This window comes from Parafrankia discariae, assembly GCF_000373365.1.
GTDB lineage: Bacteria > Actinomycetota > Actinomycetes > Frankiales > Frankiaceae > Parafrankia > Parafrankia discariae.
Genome location: NZ_KB891241.1, coordinates 123,376 through 140,821, shown reverse-complemented (window position 1 = coordinate 140,821; position 17,446 = coordinate 123,376). Strand labels below are relative to the sequence as shown.

General features: G+C 74.2%; 12 protein-coding genes. All 12 read right to left on the bottom strand.

Annotated features, from left to right (window positions below; translation table 11 throughout):
* Positions 1–98: 98 nt before the first annotated feature.
* The 12 genes from B056_RS0125050 to infB all read right to left on the bottom strand — a co-directional run bounded on the left by B056_RS0125050 (position 99) and on the right by infB (position 17,395).
* Positions 99–2,711, bottom strand: a complete 2,613-nt coding sequence (locus B056_RS0125050) for a hypothetical protein (RefSeq protein ID WP_326828246.1) — start codon at positions 2,709–2,711, stop codon at positions 99–101.
* A gap of 74 nt (positions 2,712–2,785) precedes the next feature.
* Positions 2,786–4,672, bottom strand: coding sequence for an Hsp70 family protein (locus B056_RS0125045; RefSeq protein ID WP_018504600.1), 1,887 nt, complete (start codon positions 4,670–4,672; stop codon positions 2,786–2,788).
* Between the two features lie 147 nt (positions 4,673–4,819).
* Positions 4,820–5,563, bottom strand: a complete 744-nt coding sequence (gene dapB, locus B056_RS0125040) for a 4-hydroxy-tetrahydrodipicolinate reductase (RefSeq protein WP_026240120.1) — start codon at positions 5,561–5,563, stop codon at positions 4,820–4,822.
* A 43-nt stretch (positions 5,564–5,606) separates the two neighbouring features.
* Positions 5,607–7,040, bottom strand: a complete 1,434-nt coding sequence (locus B056_RS0125035) for a M16 family metallopeptidase (RefSeq protein ID WP_018504598.1) — start codon at positions 7,038–7,040, stop codon at positions 5,607–5,609.
* Between the two features lie 10 nt (positions 7,041–7,050).
* Entirely contained in the window at positions 7,051–9,240 is a 2,190-nt protein-coding gene (locus B056_RS0125030; protein WP_018504597.1) for a polyribonucleotide nucleotidyltransferase, read from the bottom strand.
* A 247-nt stretch (positions 9,241–9,487) separates the two neighbouring features.
* Complete coding sequence (rpsO, locus tag B056_RS0125025) at positions 9,488–9,757, bottom strand: 30S ribosomal protein S15 (protein ID WP_018504596.1); 270 nt, start codon at positions 9,755–9,757, stop codon at positions 9,488–9,490.
* 464 nt (positions 9,758–10,221) lie between these two features.
* A complete protein-coding gene (locus B056_RS0125020; RefSeq protein WP_026240119.1) occupies positions 10,222–11,151 on the bottom strand; it encodes a bifunctional riboflavin kinase/FAD synthetase in 930 nt (309 codons plus the stop codon).
* 49 nt (positions 11,152–11,200) lie between these two features.
* Entirely contained in the window at positions 11,201–12,136 is a 936-nt protein-coding gene (truB, locus tag B056_RS0125015; protein ID WP_407672417.1) for a tRNA pseudouridine(55) synthase TruB, read from the bottom strand.
* Entirely contained in the window at positions 12,133–13,230 is a 1,098-nt protein-coding gene (locus B056_RS0125010) for a DHH family phosphoesterase (protein ID WP_018504593.1), read from the bottom strand. The genes truB and B056_RS0125010 overlap by 4 nt, the downstream gene beginning before the upstream one ends.
* Entirely contained in the window at positions 13,227–13,793 is a 567-nt protein-coding gene (gene rbfA / locus B056_RS37880) for a 30S ribosome-binding factor RbfA (protein ID WP_035752698.1), read from the bottom strand. The genes B056_RS0125010 and rbfA overlap by 4 nt, the downstream gene beginning before the upstream one ends.
* Before the next feature lie 279 nt (positions 13,794–14,072).
* On the bottom strand, positions 14,073–14,402 hold the full coding sequence (locus B056_RS0125000) for a DUF503 domain-containing protein (RefSeq protein WP_035752735.1): 330 nt from the start codon (positions 14,400–14,402) through the stop codon (positions 14,073–14,075).
* Positions 14,403–14,479: 77 nt separating this feature from the next.
* On the bottom strand, positions 14,480–17,395 hold the full coding sequence (gene infB / locus B056_RS0124995) for a translation initiation factor IF-2 (protein WP_407672422.1): 2,916 nt from the start codon (positions 17,393–17,395) through the stop codon (positions 14,480–14,482).
* Positions 17,396–17,446 lie beyond the last annotated feature (51 nt).

Here is a 17,446-nt window from a genome sequence, read left to right as displayed (position 1 = left end):
CCGATGTCGAGACAGGAGAAGCACGATCGAAACCATACAACGCCGCCCGCGGGTCCCTCCGGACGCGGAAACCGCGGCGGTCGGATGACAGCCGTGGCTCACTCGTCCTCCTGGACGCTCCCGGCCACACCCGCGGCGGCGGCCTGCGCGCCCCCGCCCGGCTCCGGGCGGACGAGGGTCAGGACACCGGTGGGGTCGACCAGGCACCGCCCGGCCGCCGTGCCCGCGACGACCAGTTCGCCGCGCACCCGCACGCACGCGAAGAGCGCCACGTGCAGTGGGCGGACGGCCGGCAGCAGGAAGCCACCGTCGATGTCGTAACGGGTGTTGGTCACCTTGCGCGTGGTGGAGCCGAGCTCCTGCGCGCCCGCCGGCGGCAGGTCCGCCCGGGCCGTGACCATCATCTCCGTGCAGCCGGCCGGCCAGGTCCAGCACAGGCGTCCGTCGACCATCCGCAGGTCGGACACGGGACCCGCGTCGTCGGCCGCGGTGCGCGGCCCGGCCGGTGGCACGACGAACGACGGCTGCCCGACCTCGATCCGCGCCGCGGGGTCGGGAACGGGAGCGGCGGTGGGAACCGGAGCAGCGGTGGGAACGGGAGCGGCGGTGGGAACGGGAGCGGGAGTCGGGCTCGGCCAGCGGGCCGGGCGCGACCAGGTGCCGTCGATCCCGGCGATCACCTCGTACTCGGGGATCGACGCGCCGCGGAAGACACCGCCGTCCTCGATGGTCGTGGCCGAGGTGACTCCGACCGCGCGCGAGTTGCCGTCCGAAGTGATCCGGCGGATCCGGTAGCGGGCCTCGCCCGGGGTGGGCGTCGGCCGCCAGCTGATCACCACGGAGGCGCCGTCCCACCGGGCGGTCACGCCGCTCGGCGGCTCGACGACGCGCTCGGCCTGCGCGGGCCGGCCGGCCTCGACCGGCGACCCGCACGGCTGGCCCGCCGGCGGCCCGCCCGGCCGGCCGGCGGCCGGGAGCGGATCGGCACCGGATCCCCCCACTGCCGGCCCGGCCGACGCCGCTGTCGCCGACGCCGAGGACTGCGGCTGCGGCTGCGGCTGCGGCTGCGGCTGCGGCTGATGGTCGCCGGATGAGGAGAAACCCGCCAGCTCCTGTGCCTCATCGTGGTCCGCAGCGAGCGCCAGCGCTTCGCGGGCGAGCCGGCTCCGTTCCAGGCCGGACCGCGCCCGGGCCCGCTGGACGAGGTCGTCCGCCTGGGCGCACCGGGCCCGGGCCGCCGCGAGCACCTCGTCGAGGACGCGTCCGTCGGGGCCCGGCACGTCCGCGCCGAGGCGGGCCAGCTCGTCGGCGAGGCGGACCACGGCATGTTGGCGGTTGGCGGCGAGCTCCGCGACGATCGCGCGCCAGCGCTCACCGGCCGCCCGGATGGCCCGCTCCACCTCGTCGCCGACCGCCCGGATCGGGGGCAGCGTCTCGCCGGCGATCTCACGGGCGCGGGTGATCTCGTCGCTGGCGGCGATCGGGCGGCCGGCACGCAGCGCGGCCCGCGCCCGGGAGAGCGCGCTCTGCCAGTCGGCGGCCCGCACCGGCTCCGGACGCACCGGCACCGGGTTGACCGGCACCGGGCGGCCCGGACCACCGCTCCCCGGCACGGCACCGGCACCAGCACCGGCGTCACCGTCGCCGTCGAAGGCCGCGCCCGTGGCCGGCCCACCGGCGGGTGAGCCGCCCCCGGGCCGCGGGCCGGAGGCGACGACCGGCGCGTCCACCCCGTTCTCACGGGCGAGGTCGGCGACGACCGCGCGCGCCCGGCCGGGGTCGAGGCCCTCCGCCTCGGCCTGGGCGACGAGCTCGGCGGCGGCCGAGGGCAGCAGGCGGTCCTCGATGAGCACGGCGGTGGCGACCCGCGGGCGCAGCACCGCCCGCACGGGTTCGACCAGCGCGTCCAGATACGCCTCGGGGTCGCCGTCGACGAGCAGGGCCCGCACGGCGGTGAGCAGATCGTCCAGCAGGGCCCGCCGCCGGTCCGGCCGGCGCTCGCGGTTACGGGCCGCGGCGGCGTCGCGCACGGCCCTGATCTCCTCCCGGCCGGCGCCCGGGGCGACCCCCAGCAGGTCGAACAGGCTCCGCGGCGGGGTCACGCCCGCGATCCGGCCGAGCTCGTCGAGGTCGGCCCGGATCTGGCGCAGCACCTCGGCCGGGACGGGTCGGCGCGGCGTCGCCGCGCCGGCCCGCTCGGACGCGCCCACCGGCAGCACCCGGTACCTGCGGGTACGCGTCGCGAACGCCGCGTCGTCGACGCCGTGCGCGGCGGCGAGGGCCCGCAGCCCGGCCAGTTTGTCCTCGGGGAGGCCACCGAACCGACTGACCAGCCGGCGGACGGCGGCGTCGAGCTCGGCGAAGCGCTCGCCGTCCCGCGCCTCGCGCGCGGCACCGACCCGGGCGGCGAGCTCGGCGCGCGACGCGGCGGTGGCGAGCGCTGCGGACAGCTCGTCGTGCAGGCCCAGCAAAGCGATGATCACGCCCCGGTAGCGGGGATGGTCCCGGCTGCGCTGCCAGAACGCCCAGACGGCGTCGATCCGCGCGCGGACCTGCTCGTCGCCGAGCCGGCCGGCCTCCTCGATCGGGATGTCGTACAGCTCGAAGGGGTCGCTCTGCTCGGCGCCGCCACGGGCGTGCACGGCCGCGAGCACGCGCCGCCGGTAGTCGTTCGAGTCGAAGGGCAGCACCGTGGACTCCCTTTCCGTCACGCTCTCCGGCCGTTCCGTCCGGCGCCGGCCCGCCCCTTCCGGCACGGCCGGCGCCACCAGCGCAGGGCGGCGGCCTACGTCCAGCCGGGCGCGCCGGGCGAGCCGCCCAGCCCGCCGCGGTCGTCCCCGGGCCGGTTCTTGCGCAGCGGGTCTCCCGCGCCGCCGCCACCGGACGGCCCAGCGCCCGACGGCCCAGCGCCCGACGGCCCGGAGCCGAAAGGCCCCTCGCCGCGTTCGCGCCGCGCCCGGGCGACCTGCTCCCGCTCGCGGGCGACGTCGGCCTGGCTCAGCGCCGCCGAGGTCTCCACCCGGACGGTCAGCGGCCGGTCGGCGAGCCCCTCGTGGCGTGCCGTCACCTCGAGGATGCCGTCGAAGCCCATCCGAAACATGATCTCAATCTGGGTTCCGGCGGGATAGCCCGGTGGGATTCCGGTGATCTCCGCCTCGGCGATCACCTTGTTGTCCTCGACCCGCGGTGACTCGACCCCGCCGGCCTGCTCCACCACGTAGACGGTCACCGTGTCCTGATCGTCACGTACCGTTCCGAAGGGGCGGCGGACCGCGACCGGCAGCCGGTCGTTGCGGTGTACCAGGAAGACCGCGCCCTGGTCACCGAACCGGTTCAGCGCGAGCACCCCGAAGCCACGGGAGACCACGTTGACGACCTGGACCTCGACCGTGCGCCGGACCCGCTCGGCGGACAGCCCGAGGGCGTCGGCCAGCCGGGCGCACGCGGCGTCGAGGTCCGCGGCGGCCGCGGTGTCGACGGCGGCGCCGTCCACCAGCTGGCCACGGGTGACCAGGTCGACGGCGACCATCCGCTCCAGCGCCTTCTTCTCGCCGTAGATCGCGGCGCCGCGGGCGACGGCGAGATCCGGGTCGGTCAGCTCCACCGGGACGGACAGCTCCGCGGCCAGCCGCCGGGCCACCGCCGGCATCCGCGAGGCCCCGCCGACGAGCAGCACCCGGTCGATCCCGCGCACCCCGCGCTCCCGGGCCGCGTCGATCGCGGCCCGGGTCAGCGTGACGGTGCGGTCGAGCAGGCCGGCGGTGAGCCGCTCCAGCTCGTCCCGGGTGAGCGTGATGTCCAGCGACCTGCCGCCGTGACTGACCGTAACCACGGTGGACGTCGCGTCGGTCAGCTCGATGCGGGCCCGCTCGGCGGCGAGCTGCAGCTCCTGGGCCGCCTCGCCGTCGTCGAGCGGGTCGTCGGCCTCGGGATGGGCGGCGAGGAAACGGTCGGAGAGGAACAGCACGATCTTCTCGTCCCAGTCGGCCCCGCCGAGCTGGTGATCACCGTCGGTGGCGACGACGGACACCCGGCGGTCGGCCAGCTCGACGATGGTGACGTCGAACGTCCCGCCGCCGAGGTCGTAGACGAGCGCGACCTCCTCGGCGATCGTGCCCGGGCCGGCGAGGGTCCGCCGGCTGCCGACCTCGAAGCGGGCGAAGCCGTAGGACAGCGCGGCGGCGGTGGGCTCGTTGATGACGTCCACGACGTTCAGGCCGGCGTACTCGCCGGCGAGCACAGTGGCCCGCCGCTCCTCGTCGCCGAAGTAGGCCGGGACGGTGATCACCACGTCCCGGACGGGCTCGCCGGTGGTCAGGCCGGCGTCCGACACGAGCGCCTTGAGGATCAGCCCGCTCACCGCCGGGGCGGACCAGGCCGCCCCATGGGTCACGAACCGCCAGTCGCCGTCGCCCATCCGCCGCTTGACCAGGGCGCACACGTCGTCGGGACGGGCCCGCGCCAGGCGGCGCGCGGTCTCACCGGTGATGTAGTCGTCCTGGCCGACGAACAGGACGACGCTCGGCAGGGTCCGCGCCCCGTCCATCAACGGGATGATCTCGGGGTCTCCGGCGCCGGAGACCCGCGCCAGGCAACTGAAAGTCGTCCCGAGATCGATGCCGAAAACCGTGCCGGTGTTCGGCCCCGCCCGCCCGCCCGCTTGTCGCACCACACCCGAAACCTATCCATCCGGGCAGGGCCGGACCGCCACCGGACCGGGTGACGGGTTGACGACACCCGGTTCGGGACATGGTCGGGCGAGGTCCCGGAGGCAGTCGACCGAGGGCCGGGAGGTGGTCGGCCGGAGGCGGGCGGCCTCTCAGCCGAGGTCGAGCAACGGCTCCAGGCCGACCGTCAGCCCCGGGCGGGCGGCCACCTCGCGCACCGCCAGCAGGACCCCCGGCATGAAGGAGGCCCGGTCCAGCGAGTCGTGCCGGATCGTCAGCGTCTCGCCCGCGCCCCCGAGCAGAACCTCCTGGTGGGCGACGAGCCCACCGAGGCGGACGGCGTGCACCGGCACACCCGACACCCGTGCCCCGCGCGCCCCGTCCAGCGCGGAGGTCGTCGCGTCGGGACCGGCGGCGGGTACCCCGGCCGCGGCCCGGGCGGCGGCGATCAGCTCGGCGGTGCGCCGCGCCGTGCCGCTGGGCGCGTCGGCCTTGTTCGGGTGGTGCAGCTCGACGATCTCCACCGACTCGAAGTACGGCGCCGCGCGGGCGGCGAACATCATCATCAGGACGGCGGCGATCCCGAAGTTGGGCGCCACCAGCACGCCCACCGACGGCTCGGCAGCGAGCCAGCCGCGCAGCGTGGCGAGGCGGGCGTCGTCGAAACCGGTCGTCCCGACCACCGCGTGGACGCGGTTCTCCACCGCCCACCGCAGGTTGTCCATGACCGCGTCGGGATGGGTGAAGTCCACCACGACGTCGGCCTTCGCCGCCGGTGAGCGGTCGTCGCCGGCGTCGAGTTCGGCCACCAGCTCCAGGTCCGGCGCCGCGCGGACGGCGTCGCAGACGGTCGCGCCCATCCGGCCACGGGCTCCGAGTACCCCGACGCCGATCATTCCGTGCCCTCCACGTGTCCGGTACCGCCGGCGGCCGCGCGGATCACCGCGCGACGGCCGCGCTGAAGTCGTGGTCCTCGAACGGGCCGATGACGCCGAGCGCCCACGGCTGGTCGACTAGCTCGCCGGCGACGGCCCGCACGTCGTCGAGGGTGACGGCCTCGACCCGGGCGAGCACCTCGTCGACCGAGAGCAGCTCGCCGTGGACGAGCTCGCTCTTGCCGAGCCGGCTCATCCGCGACCCGGTGTCCTCCAGGTTGAGCACCAGGCCGCCGCGGTTCTGGCCGCGGGCCCGCTCCAGCTCCTCGGCGGTGATCCCGTGCTCGGCGATCCGGTGCACCTGCTCGCGGCAGATCTCCAGCACCTCGTCGGCGCGCCCCGGGGTGCAGCCCGCGTAGACGCCGAACAGCCCGGCGTCGGCGAACTGGTTGTCGAAGGAGTACACGGAGTAGGCCAGCCCGCGCTTCTCCCGCACCTCCTGGAACAGCCGCGAGCTCATCCCGCCGCCGAGGGCCGTCGACAGCACGCCGAGGGCGTACCGGCGCGGGTCGTGCCGGGAGATGCCGGCCGTGCCGAGCACCACGTGGGCCTGCTCGGTCGGCCGGTTGGCCACGACGATGCCCGGCGGCGGCGGGAACGGGTACTCGCCGCGACGCACCTCCTGGTGCGTCGCGGGCCCGGTGAGCCGGTCGGCGAACGCCGCGACCACCCGGTCGAGGGCGTGGTCGTGCTCGATGTTGCCGGCGATCGAGACGACCAGCGCGGGCGGCGCGTACCGCTCGCGGTAGTAGTCGAAGATCGTCTTCCGGCCGAGCGCCTCGATGGTGTCAACCGTGCCGAGCACCGGGCGGCCGAGGACGGAGGAGCCGAGGACGGCGTCGGCGAAGACGTCGTGCACGACGTCGCCCGGGTCGTCCTCGTGCATGGCGATCTCCTCGAGGATCACGCCCCGCTCGGCCTCGACGTCGTCGGCGGTCACCAGCGAGTTGGCGACCATGTCACAGACGACGTCGATCGCCAGATCCATGTCCACGTCGAGCACCCGCGCGTAGTAGCAGGTGTACTCCTTGGCGGTGAAGGCGTTGAGATCACCGCCGACGGCCTCGACGGAGGCGCTGATCGACAGGGCGTCCCGGCTCGGGGTGCCCTTGAACAGCAGATGCTCCAGGTAGTGCGAGCAGCCACCGGTGAGCGGCGTCTCGTCCCGCGAGCCGACGCCCACCCAGATCCCGATCGCCACCGACCGGACCCCGGGAACCTTCTCCGTGATGACCCGCAGGCCGCCCGGCAGGACCGTGCGGCGCACGGTCCCGGCGAGCAGGGTCTCGGAACCGGGACCCGCCGCGAGAAGCTCGGCCACCCGGGCCGGGCGCGGGCCGGAGGTGTGCTCCGGCCCGGCCTGGCCCGGGGTGCCCTCGTGCGAGGTACGACCGTCCGACGTACGACCGTCCGACGTGGACAGATCCGTCTCCGTCACTGCGCTCCTGTCAGGATCCGGCACCGACGGCGTCGATGGACTCCGCGCCCGGCGCGAGGCTGATCTTGCCGCGGGCGTCGATCTCGGTGATCTCCACCTGGAGCTTCTGGCCCACCGACAGCACGTCCTCGACCTTCTCGACCCGCCGGCCGCCGGCCAGCTGCTTGAGCTTGCTGACGTGCAGCAGGCCGTCCTTGCCGGGCGTCAGCGAGACGAAGGCGCCGAAGTTCGTGATCTTCACGATGGTGCCGAGGTAGCGCTCGCCGACCTCGGGCATCTGCGGGTTCGCGATCGCGTTGATCGCGGAGCGGGCGGTCTCGGCCGCCGGCCCGTCGGCGGCACCGATGTAGATCGTGCCGTCGTCCTCGACAGTGATCTCCGCGCCGGAGTCCGCCTGGATCTGGTTGATCATCTTGCCCTTGGGCCCGATGACCTCACCGATCTTGTCGACCGGGATCTTCACGGAGATGACCCGCGGCGCGTGCGCGGACATCTCGTCCGGCCCGCCGATCGCCTCGGCCATCACCTCGAGGATGGTCAGCCGGGCCGCCCGCGCCTGCTGCAGCGCGCCGGCGAGCACCGACGCCGGGATGCCGTCGAGCTTGGTGTCCAGCTGCAGGGCGGTCACGAACTCCTGCGTGCCGGCGACCTTGAAGTCCATGTCGCCGTAGGCGTCCTCGGCCCCGAGGATGTCGGTCAGGGTGACGAAGGCGTCGCCCTCCCGGATCAGGCCCATCGCGATGCCCGCGACCGGGGCCTTCAGCGGCACACCGGCGTTCAGCAGCGACAGCGTGCTGGCGCAGACCGAGCCCATGCTCGTCGAGCCGTTGGAGCTCAGCGCCTCGGAGACCTGGCGGATCGCGTAGGGGAACTCCTCGCGGCTGGGCAGCACCGGCAGCAGCGCCCGCTCGGCGAGCGCGCCGTGGCCGATCTCGCGGCGCTTCGGCGAGCCCACCCGGCCGGTCTCACCGGTGGAGTACGGCGGGAAGTTGTAGTTGTGCATGTACCGCTTGGTGCGGTCCGGGTTGAGCGTGTCGACGGTCTGCTCCATCCGGAGCATCGCCAGCGTCGTGACGCCGAGGATCTGCGTCTCGCCCCGCTCGAACAGCGCCGAGCCGTGCACCCGCGGGATGTAGTCGACCTCGGCCGACAGCTCGCGGATCTCGGTGGTGGACCGGCCGTCGATGCGCACGCCGTCGGTGACGATGCGCGAGCGGACCAGCTTCTTGGTCAGCGCCCGGTAGGCCGGGCCGATCTCCTTGTCGCGGCCCTCGAACTGACCGGAGACCTTCTCCACGGCCAGCGCCCGGACCCGCTCCAGCTCGGTCTCGCGCTCGGCCTTGCCGGCGATGCGCAGCGCCGCCGCCAGCTCCTCGCCGACCGCCGCCGTCAGGGTCTCCAGCACGTCGTCGTGGTAGTCGATGAACAGCGGGAACTCACGCACCGGCTTCGCCGCGCCCGCGGCGAGCTCGCGCTGCGCCCGGCACAGCTCACGGATGGCCGGCTTGGCGGCCTCCAGGCCCGCGGCGACGACCTCCTCGGTCGGCGCCGGCGCGCCACCGGCCACCAGGGCCACCGTGCCCGGCGTGGCCTCCGCCTCGACCATCATGATCGCGACGTCGGAGCCGTCCTCGAGCACCCGGCCGGCCACGACCATGTCGAAGGTGGCCCGCTCCAGCTCGCTGTGCGTCGGGAAGGCGATCCAGTCGCCGTCGACGTAGCCGACCCGGGTGGCGCCGATCGGCCCGCTGAAGGGCAGCCCGGCCAGCATCGTCGACGCGCTCGCCGCGTTGATCGCGACCACGTCGTACAGGGTGTCGGGGTCGAGGGCGAGCACGGTCGCCACGACCTGGATCTCGTTGCGCAGCCCCTTGGTGAACGACGGGCGCAGCGGCCGGTCGATGAGCCGGCAGGTGAGGATCGCGTCCTCGCTGGGACGGCCCTCGCGGCGGAAGAACGAACCGGGGATCCGCCCGGCCGCGTACATCCGCTCCTCGACGTCCACCGTCAGGGGGAAGAAGTCCAGCTGCTCCTTCGGCGAGCGGCTGACCGTCGTCGCCGAGAGGACCATCGTGTCGCCGAGGTGGGCGACGACCGCGCCGGCGGCCTGCTTCGCCAGCCGACCGGTCTCGAAACGGACCGTGCGAGCCCCGGCCGGGGTCGTGATGACGGCCTCTGCCGCCTGTGTCGAGTCGTCCACTCGATACTCCATCCTCAATCGTGGGCCGGGCCCGCGCCATGGAGGATGCCGGTGCTCAGTCGAAGTCTCCGGGGCGGCGCCGACGGCGCTCGTTCCGGCGGCCACGACCGAGGACCGGCGGCTCATGCCGCGCGGACCCGGCTGGGTCCTGCCGACCGCCGACGGCCCTCGGCCGTCGGCGGCCCGGCACACCGGTATCTACCCCCGATGTGCCGAGGGAGCGCCACCGGGGCGCTCCCTCTCCTGACTATCGACGCAGACCGAGTCGCTCGATCAGTGCGCGGTAACGGCCGATGTCCGTCTTCGCCAGGTAGTTCAGCAGCCGCCGGCGGCGCCCGACGAGCAGGAGCAGCCCGCGCCGGCTGTGGTGGTCGTGCTTGTGGACCTTCAGGTGCTCCGTCAGGTCACTGATGCGACGGGTCAGCATCGCGACCTGCACCTCGGGTGAACCGGTGTCCCGGTCGACCGTGGCGTAGTCCGACATGATCTTCTGCTTGACGTCGCCAGAGAGCGGCACGCCCCACCTCGTTCCTCGTCCGGGGCGGCGCGCGCTCGGGGTCTGCATCACCCGAGCCTCCTGCCGGTGTACGCCGTCGGCCGCGGCTCCACCGCCGGCGACCACCCGGGGACATCGGCCTTCACCGAATCTCCCGACCACCACCGAGCCTCAGCGACCACTGAGCGTCAACACCTGTGAGCGTCAACACCCGCGTGTCAGCGCTCCGCGCGGAACACCTGCGCACGAACGTCAACACCTGCGAACATCAGCAACCGCCACGAGCCAACCACCGGCACGCCGTCACCGGACACACCGCTCCCGCTTGAAAGGGAAGCTTATCAACCTCGGGAGACCCGCCCCGGCACCGACCGTCGGCATCCGGGCACCGACTCCGTTCGGCCCCCGCGCCGCGCCGGACGGGAAGCCGGGTCGGACGCGGAACCGGGTCGGACGCGGAACCGGTGTCAGACGCGGAACCGGTGTCAGACGGGGAGCGTGGCCGCGCGGGTGGCGTCGACGTCGCGCGCCATCTGCACGACGAGCTCGTCGACCGAGTCGAAGCGCAGCGTCGGGCGCAGCCGGTGGGTGAACTCGTAGACCATGTACTCGCCGTAGAGGTCACCGTCGAAGTCGAGCAGGAACGCCTCGACCCGGCGGTCGCGGCCCTCGAAGGTCGGGTTCGTGCCGATCGAGATCGCGGCCGCCCGGCGCTGGCCGGACCACCGCGCGAAACCGGCGTACACCCCGTCGCCGGGAACCGCCGCCCACGGCGTGCACTGCAGGTTCGCCGTCGGGAAGCCGATCAGCCGGCCCCGCGCGTCCCCGTGCACCACCACGCCCTCGACCCGGTGCGGCCGGCCGAGGGCCACCGCGGCGCCCTCGACGTCACCGTCGGCCACCCGCCGGCGGATCGCCGTGGAGGAGAGCACCTGCTCGTCGGCGTGGACGAGGCCGATCCCCTCCACGGTGAAGCCCTCGGCGCCGCCGCCACGGGCCAGCGTCTCCACGTTCCCCGCGGCGCGGTGGCCGTAGGTGAAGTTCTCCCCCACGACCACGCCGGTCGCCCGCAGCCGCCCGGCGACGATCTCGTGGACGAAGTCGTCGGCGGTCATCCGGCTGAAGTCGAGGGTGAACGGGGCGACGCACAGCGCGTCGACGCCGACGGCCTCGAGCAGTTCGGCCTTGTGCCGCAGCGTCGTCAGCAGCGCGGGATGGGTCCCGGGGCGCAGGACCTCCGCCGGGTGTGGATCGAACGTCACCACGGCCGCCTGCTGCCCACGCTCACGTGCCAGCTCCACCGCCCGACCGATGATCCGCCGGTGCCCCAGGTGGACGCCGTCGAAGAAGCCGATGGTGACGACTCCTCCCGGCCAGTCGTCCGGGGTGTTCTCCACTCCGCGCCAACGTCGCACCTGCCGAAGCCTAGGGCATCACGAGTCGATCTACGATCGCGATGGGGCGTTACGCGGGTGCGAAGACCACGATCGGCCGGGCCGCGCCGTCGCGTTCCTCGAACAGCGCGAGCAGCGCCCCGTCCGGCCCGAACACGCCGTACGGCCCCGGGCTGCCGAGCACGGGCAGCCGCCGCCCGTAGGCGACGTCCCGGGCCTGCTCGCCGTCCACGTCGCGGCGTGGGAAGGTCGCCGCCACCGCCGCCCCCAGCGGCAGGACCGCGGCGTTCCCGGCCTCGGCGAGCGCGTCGAGGGTCACCGCCCCGGCCAGCCCGAACGGCCCCACCTCGGTGCGCCGCAGCGCGGTGAGATGGCCGCCGCAGCCCAGCGCGGCCCCCAGATCCCGGGCGAGCGCCCGGATGTAGGTCCCGCTCGAACACTCGACGACGACGTCCAGGTCGGTCCCGTCGCGCCGGGCGAGCAGCTCGAACCGGCTCACGGTGACCCGCCGCGGCGCGAGCGTCACCTCCTCGCCGGCCCGGACCCGGTCGTAGGCCCGCACCCCGGCGACCTTCACCGCGCTGACACTGGACGGGACCTGGTCGATCTCCCCGGTCAGCTCGGCCATCGCCGCCGCGAGCGGGCCGGCGGCGACGTCGACCGGGCGGTCCGCCACCGGGTCGCCCTCGGCGTCGTCGGTGGTGGTGGTGCGGCCGAGGCGGATCGTGGCCTCGTACACCTTGGCGGTCAGGGCCAGCCGGCCGAGCAGCCGGGTCCCCCGGCCGACACCGAGGACGAGCACGCCGGTCGCCATCGGGTCCAGGGTGCCGGCGTGGCCGACGCGGCGGGTACCCAGCAGGCGTCTGGACCGCGCCACGACGTCGTGCGACGTCCAGCCGGCGGGCTTGTCCACGACGACGAGCCCGTCGACGGCCGCGGGCCGCTCGGCCGCCACGGGACGTCCAGCCGCCACGGGATGTTCAGAGGAGGGCACGGGAGGGATCATCCGGCGAGGCGGGGAGCACGGGTGAGCTCCTCGCGGAAGACGCCCATCACGGTCTCCAGCGGCGCCGACGAGGAGATACCGGCCGCGAAGCGGTGCCCGCCGCCGCCGAGCGCGGTGCAGACCGCTCCGACGTCCACCGCCCCCTTGGAGCGCACCGAGATCTTCCAGACGTCGCCGTCCTGCTTGCAGACGACGGCCACCTCGGCCTCGGACACCGTGCGGACGGTGTCGATGACCGCCTCGATCTCGTCGTAGCCGATGCCCGCCACCCGCAGGTCGGCCTCGGTGCACCAGGTCCAGATGAGGTCGAACTCGGGTTCGAGGCGGGCGCGTTCCAGCGCCTGCCCGAGCAGTTTGAGATAGCCGAAGCGGTGGGTGTCCCACAGCGTCCGGCCGATCAGGTCGTGCCGGATGCCGGTCGCCAGCAGGCGGGCGGCGAGCTCGTGGACGGCCGGCGTCGTGGCCGCGAACCGGAACGAGCCGGTGTCGGTGACCAGCCCGGTGTAGACCGCGGCGGCGATGTCCTGGTCGAGCTCGACGCCGAGCGCGTCGATGATGCGCACCACCATGACGCTCGTGGACGCCGCCTCGATGTCGACGACGTTGATGTCACCGAACAGGGTGTTCGAGGCGTGGTGGTCGACGACGACGACGCGGCGCGGCACGGCGAGCCGGCGGGCCAGGCAGCCCAGGCGCTCCTCACTGCCCGCGTCCAGGGTCACCACCAGCCGCGGGCTGTCGCCGAGCTCACCGGGCGCCACGAGCAGGTCCTGGCCCGGCAGGAAGCGCAGTGTGCGGGGCACCACGAACGGATCGGCGTCGAACGAGACCTGTGGGGAGGCCCCGAGACGGCGCAGCGCCAGCCCGAGCGCGATCGCCGACCCGAGGCTGTCGCCGTCCGGGTTGACGTGCGCGAGCAGGAGGATTCCCTCGCCCGCGTCGAGCGCGCCGCGCAGCGCCGCCACCGCCTCGGCCAGGCTCTCGGCGGCGTGCCGCGACGCGAGCTGGACCGCCGTGGGCGTTGGGGCCCCACCCGACACCCCGGCCGAGGCCGGCCGACCGGCGGACTCGGTATCCGTGGACACGACCGTCATGACGCCGACTCCTGCCGGGCGGCTGTGCTGTCCTCACCGGCCCGCGGGCCGTCGTCCAGCGGGCCCCCGTCGAGCGCGTCGACGTCGAGCCCGCCAACGTCGAGCGCATCGCCGTCAAGCGCATCGCCGTCGAGCGCGTCGACGTCCCGGGGGCGCCGGTAGGGGTCGGGCTCGCCGGCGGGCGTCGCGTCCTGGCGCACCCGGGCGAGCTCCTCGTCGCGCCGACGGGCGACGTCGAGCAGATCCTCCAGGTGCCGGGCGTCGTCCGGCAGCCGGTCGTGCACGAACGCCAGTGTCGGGGTGACCTTGATCCCGGTCGCCCGGCCCACCTGACTGCGCAACATGCCCTTGGCGGACTCCAGCGCGGCGGCGGACGCCTGCCGGGCCACGTCGTCGCCGTAGACCGTGTAGAAGACGGTCGCGTCCATCAGGTCCGGAGTGACCCGCGCGTCGGTGATCGTCACCATCCCCAGCCGGGGATCCTTCACACCGCGTTCCAGCGTGGACGCGACGATTTCACGGATGCGTACCGCCAACCGGCGCGCACGAGCCGGATCAGCCACCGTCCACCTCCCTCGTCGCCCGGTCGACCCGGGTGGCGGACACCGCGGTGCCCGGCCGAACCGGTCGACACCTCACTGTTTCTGCCCCTGCTGTCCCCTGTGCCATGCCCCGCCCCACGGACACCCGGCTCCGGGCGCCCTCGTTCCGTGTACCCGCTGTTCCGTGTACCCCGCCGGGAGCGGGGATGTGCCCGCGACGCGAGCCGGCCGGACTGGACGGCTCGGGGCCGGGCAGCTCGGGCGGCGCCGGGTCACGTGCACCGGACACGGATCCGCCGACTACGGCGAAATCGCCTCAGAACGGGTCATGTCGTCGGCATCGTCCTCGGAGAGGTACCGTACTCGCGCCGAAAGGATCTCCAACTCCGGCCGCCGCGCGACGAGTTCCTCGCACGCGCCGAGAACCTCCACGCAGTGCGCGCGATCCGCGGCGACGACCGCTACCCCGATCTCCACCCGGCGGTGCAGGTCCAGGCCACCGGTCTCCGCGGCGCTGACCGCGAACCGCCGGCGCAGCTCGGCGACCACCGGTCGGACGACCGACCGTTTCTCCTTCAGGGAGTGGATGTCCCCGAGGAGGATGTCCAGCGTCAGGCTTCCGATCCACATGATCGTCTCCCGCCAGGACACCCGGCGCGCCGAGGCCGGCCGGAATGGTCATCCGGCCGGCCCCAGGCGTTTCGGGGTCAGGTGCGGGGAACCTCCCGCTGCTCGAAGGTCTCGATCACGTCATCGACCTTGATGTCGTTGAACGAGCCGAGCCCGATACCGCACTCGTAGCCCTCGCGGACCTCGGTCGCGTCGTCCTTGAACCGCTTGAGCGACTCGACGGTGAGGTTGTCCGCGACCACGACGCCGTCCCGGATGAGGCGGGCCTTGGTGTTGCGGCGGATGATGCCGGACCGGACCAGCGAACCGGCGACGTTGCCCACCCGCGGTACGCGGAAGACCTCGCGCACCTCGGCGGTGCCGAGCTGCGCCTCCTCGTACACCGGCTTGAGCATGCCCTTGAGGGCGTTCTCGATGTCCTCGATGGCCTGGTAGATCACCGAGTAGTAGCGGACCTCGACGCCCTCGCGGTCAGCCAGCTCCGTCGCCTTGCCCTGCGGCCGGACGTTGAAGCCGATGATGACCGCGTCGGAGGCCGACGCCAGCATGACGTTGGTCTCGGTGATCGCGCCGACACCGCGGTCGATGATCCGAAGACCCACCTCGTCGCCCACGTCGATCTTGAGCAGGGCGTCCTCGAGGGCCTCCACCGAACCGGAGACGTCGCCCTTGAGGATGAGGTTGAGCTGGGTCTTCTCACCCTCCTTCATCCGCTCGAGGATCGTTTCGAGCGTCGGGCGGCCACGGCTCAGCGCCAGTTCGGCGTTGCGCTCGCGAGCCTGCCGGCGCTCGGCGATCTGGCGGGCGACCCGGTCCTCCGGAACGACCAGGAAGTTGTCGCCGGCGTCGGGGACGCTGGTGAAACCGAGGACCTGCACCGGCCGCGCCGGACCCGCCTCGGACACCTGGGCGCCGTTCTCGTCGAGCATCGCCCGGACGCGGCCGAAGGCCTCGCCGGCGACGACCGAGTCACCGATGCGCAGCGTGCCGCGCTGGACGAGCACCGTGGCCACCGGGCCACGACCGCGGTCGAGACGACCTTCGATCGCGACGCCCTGAGCCTCGGTGCCGGTCGGGGCGCGCAGGTCGAGCGAGGCGTCGGCGGTCAGGATGACCGCCTCCGTCAGCTCGTCGATGCCCGTCCGGTTGCGGGCCGAGACGTCGACGAACATCGTGTCGCCGCCGTACTCCTCCGCCACCAGGCCGTACTCGGTGAGCTGGCCACGGACCTTCGCCGGGTCCGCGCCCTCCTTGTCGACCTTGTTCACCGCCACCACGATCGGCACGTTGGCCGCCTGCGCGTGGTTCAGCGCCTCGATCGTCTGCGGCTTCACACCGTCGTCGGCGGCCACCACCAGGACCACGATGTCCGTCACCTGCGCACCACGGGCACGCATCGCGGTGAAGGTCTCGTGGCCCGGGGTGTCGATGAAGGTGATCGGGCGCTCGGTCCCGTCCACGACCGCACGCACCTGGTAGGCGCCGATGTGCTGGGTGATGCCACCGGCCTCGCCGCCGACGACGTCCGTGGAGCGGATCGCGTCGAGCAGCTTCGTCTTGCCGTGGTCGACGTGACCCATGACGGTCACCACCGGCGGACGGGCCGAAAGCTCGACGTCGTCGGCGTAGTCGCCGCCGAAGGACAGGTCGAAGCTCTCCAGCAGCTCCTTGTCCTCGTCCTCGGGGCTGACGATCTGGACCTCGTAGCCCAGGGTCACACCGAGCAGCTGCAGGGTCTCGTCCGTGCAGGACTGCGTCGCCGTGACCATCTCGCCGAGCTGGGTGAAGACCACCTGGACGAGGGCGCCGGGGTTCGCGTCGATCTTGTCCGCGAAGTCGGCGAGCGACGCGCCACGCGGCAGCCGGATCGCCTGCCCGTTACCGCGCGGGACCATCGCCCCCATGCGCGGCGCCTCGAGCCCGCTCTCCCATTCCTGCCGCTTCGCGCGCTTGGACTTGCGCTGCCGGCCGGGACGCCCACGGCCACCGGGACCGAAGGCACCCGCCGTCGTCCCACCACGACCACGGCCACCGGCAGCCGGACGACCGCCACCACCGGGACCGCCGCCACCGGGACGACCCGGAGCGCCACCGCCACCACCGGGACGGCCGGGGGCTCCCCCACGGGGAGCGAACCCACCGCCACCGGGACGCGCGCCACCGCCGCCGCCACCACCGGGACGACCGGGGCCGCCACCGCCGCCACCGGGACGACCGGGAGCGCCACCCGCCGGACGGGGCTGGAACATGTTCGAGTTCGGCCGCGGGCCGCCCGAGCCACCAGGACGCGGAGGCATCGAGCCCGGGCTCGGCCGGGGACCGCCGGAGCCGCCCGGACGCGGGGGCATCTGCCCCGGCGACGGACGCGGGCCACCGGGGCCGCCCGGACGCGGGCCGCCCGGACGCGGCGCGCCCGGACGGGGCGCACCGGGACGCGGCGGCGCCGAGGGCGAACCACCCTGACCGGACGCGGCCCGCGGGCCGGCTGCCGGGGAGGTGTAGGGGTTGTTACCGGGAGCGGCCGGGCGCGGGCCGGGCCGAGGCCCGGGACGCGGGCCGCCGCCAGGGCCACCGGGAGCACCGGGGCCGCCGGTACGCGGACGGTTCGGCGCGGCGGGACCCGGGCGCGGCCCACCGGAAGCCGGTCGCTGCGGCGCGGCCGGCGGCGCGGCGGCCGTCGGGGCCGAGGCGACCGGAGCCGGGGCGGGCGACGTGGGTGTCGGGGCCGGTGCCACGGGCGGCGCGGCGGAGGCCGCAGCCGCGGCCGGACGCGGAGCCTGTGCCGGCTGCGGCGTCACCGGCTGGGACTGGAGCGGCTGGGGCTGAGCCGGCTGGGACTGGGGCGCGGCCGTCGGAGTGGACGGGCGCGACACCCCGGGCACCGGGGCCGGGCCGGGACGACCGGGGACCGGACGCCCACCGGGGCCGGGCCGGGGACCGGTGCCACCTGGGCCGGGGCGGCCGACGGCCGGCCCCGGACGGGGCGGCGGCATCGGTCGCGCGCCGTTACCTGGACGACCGCCGGAACGCGAGGACGCAGCGGA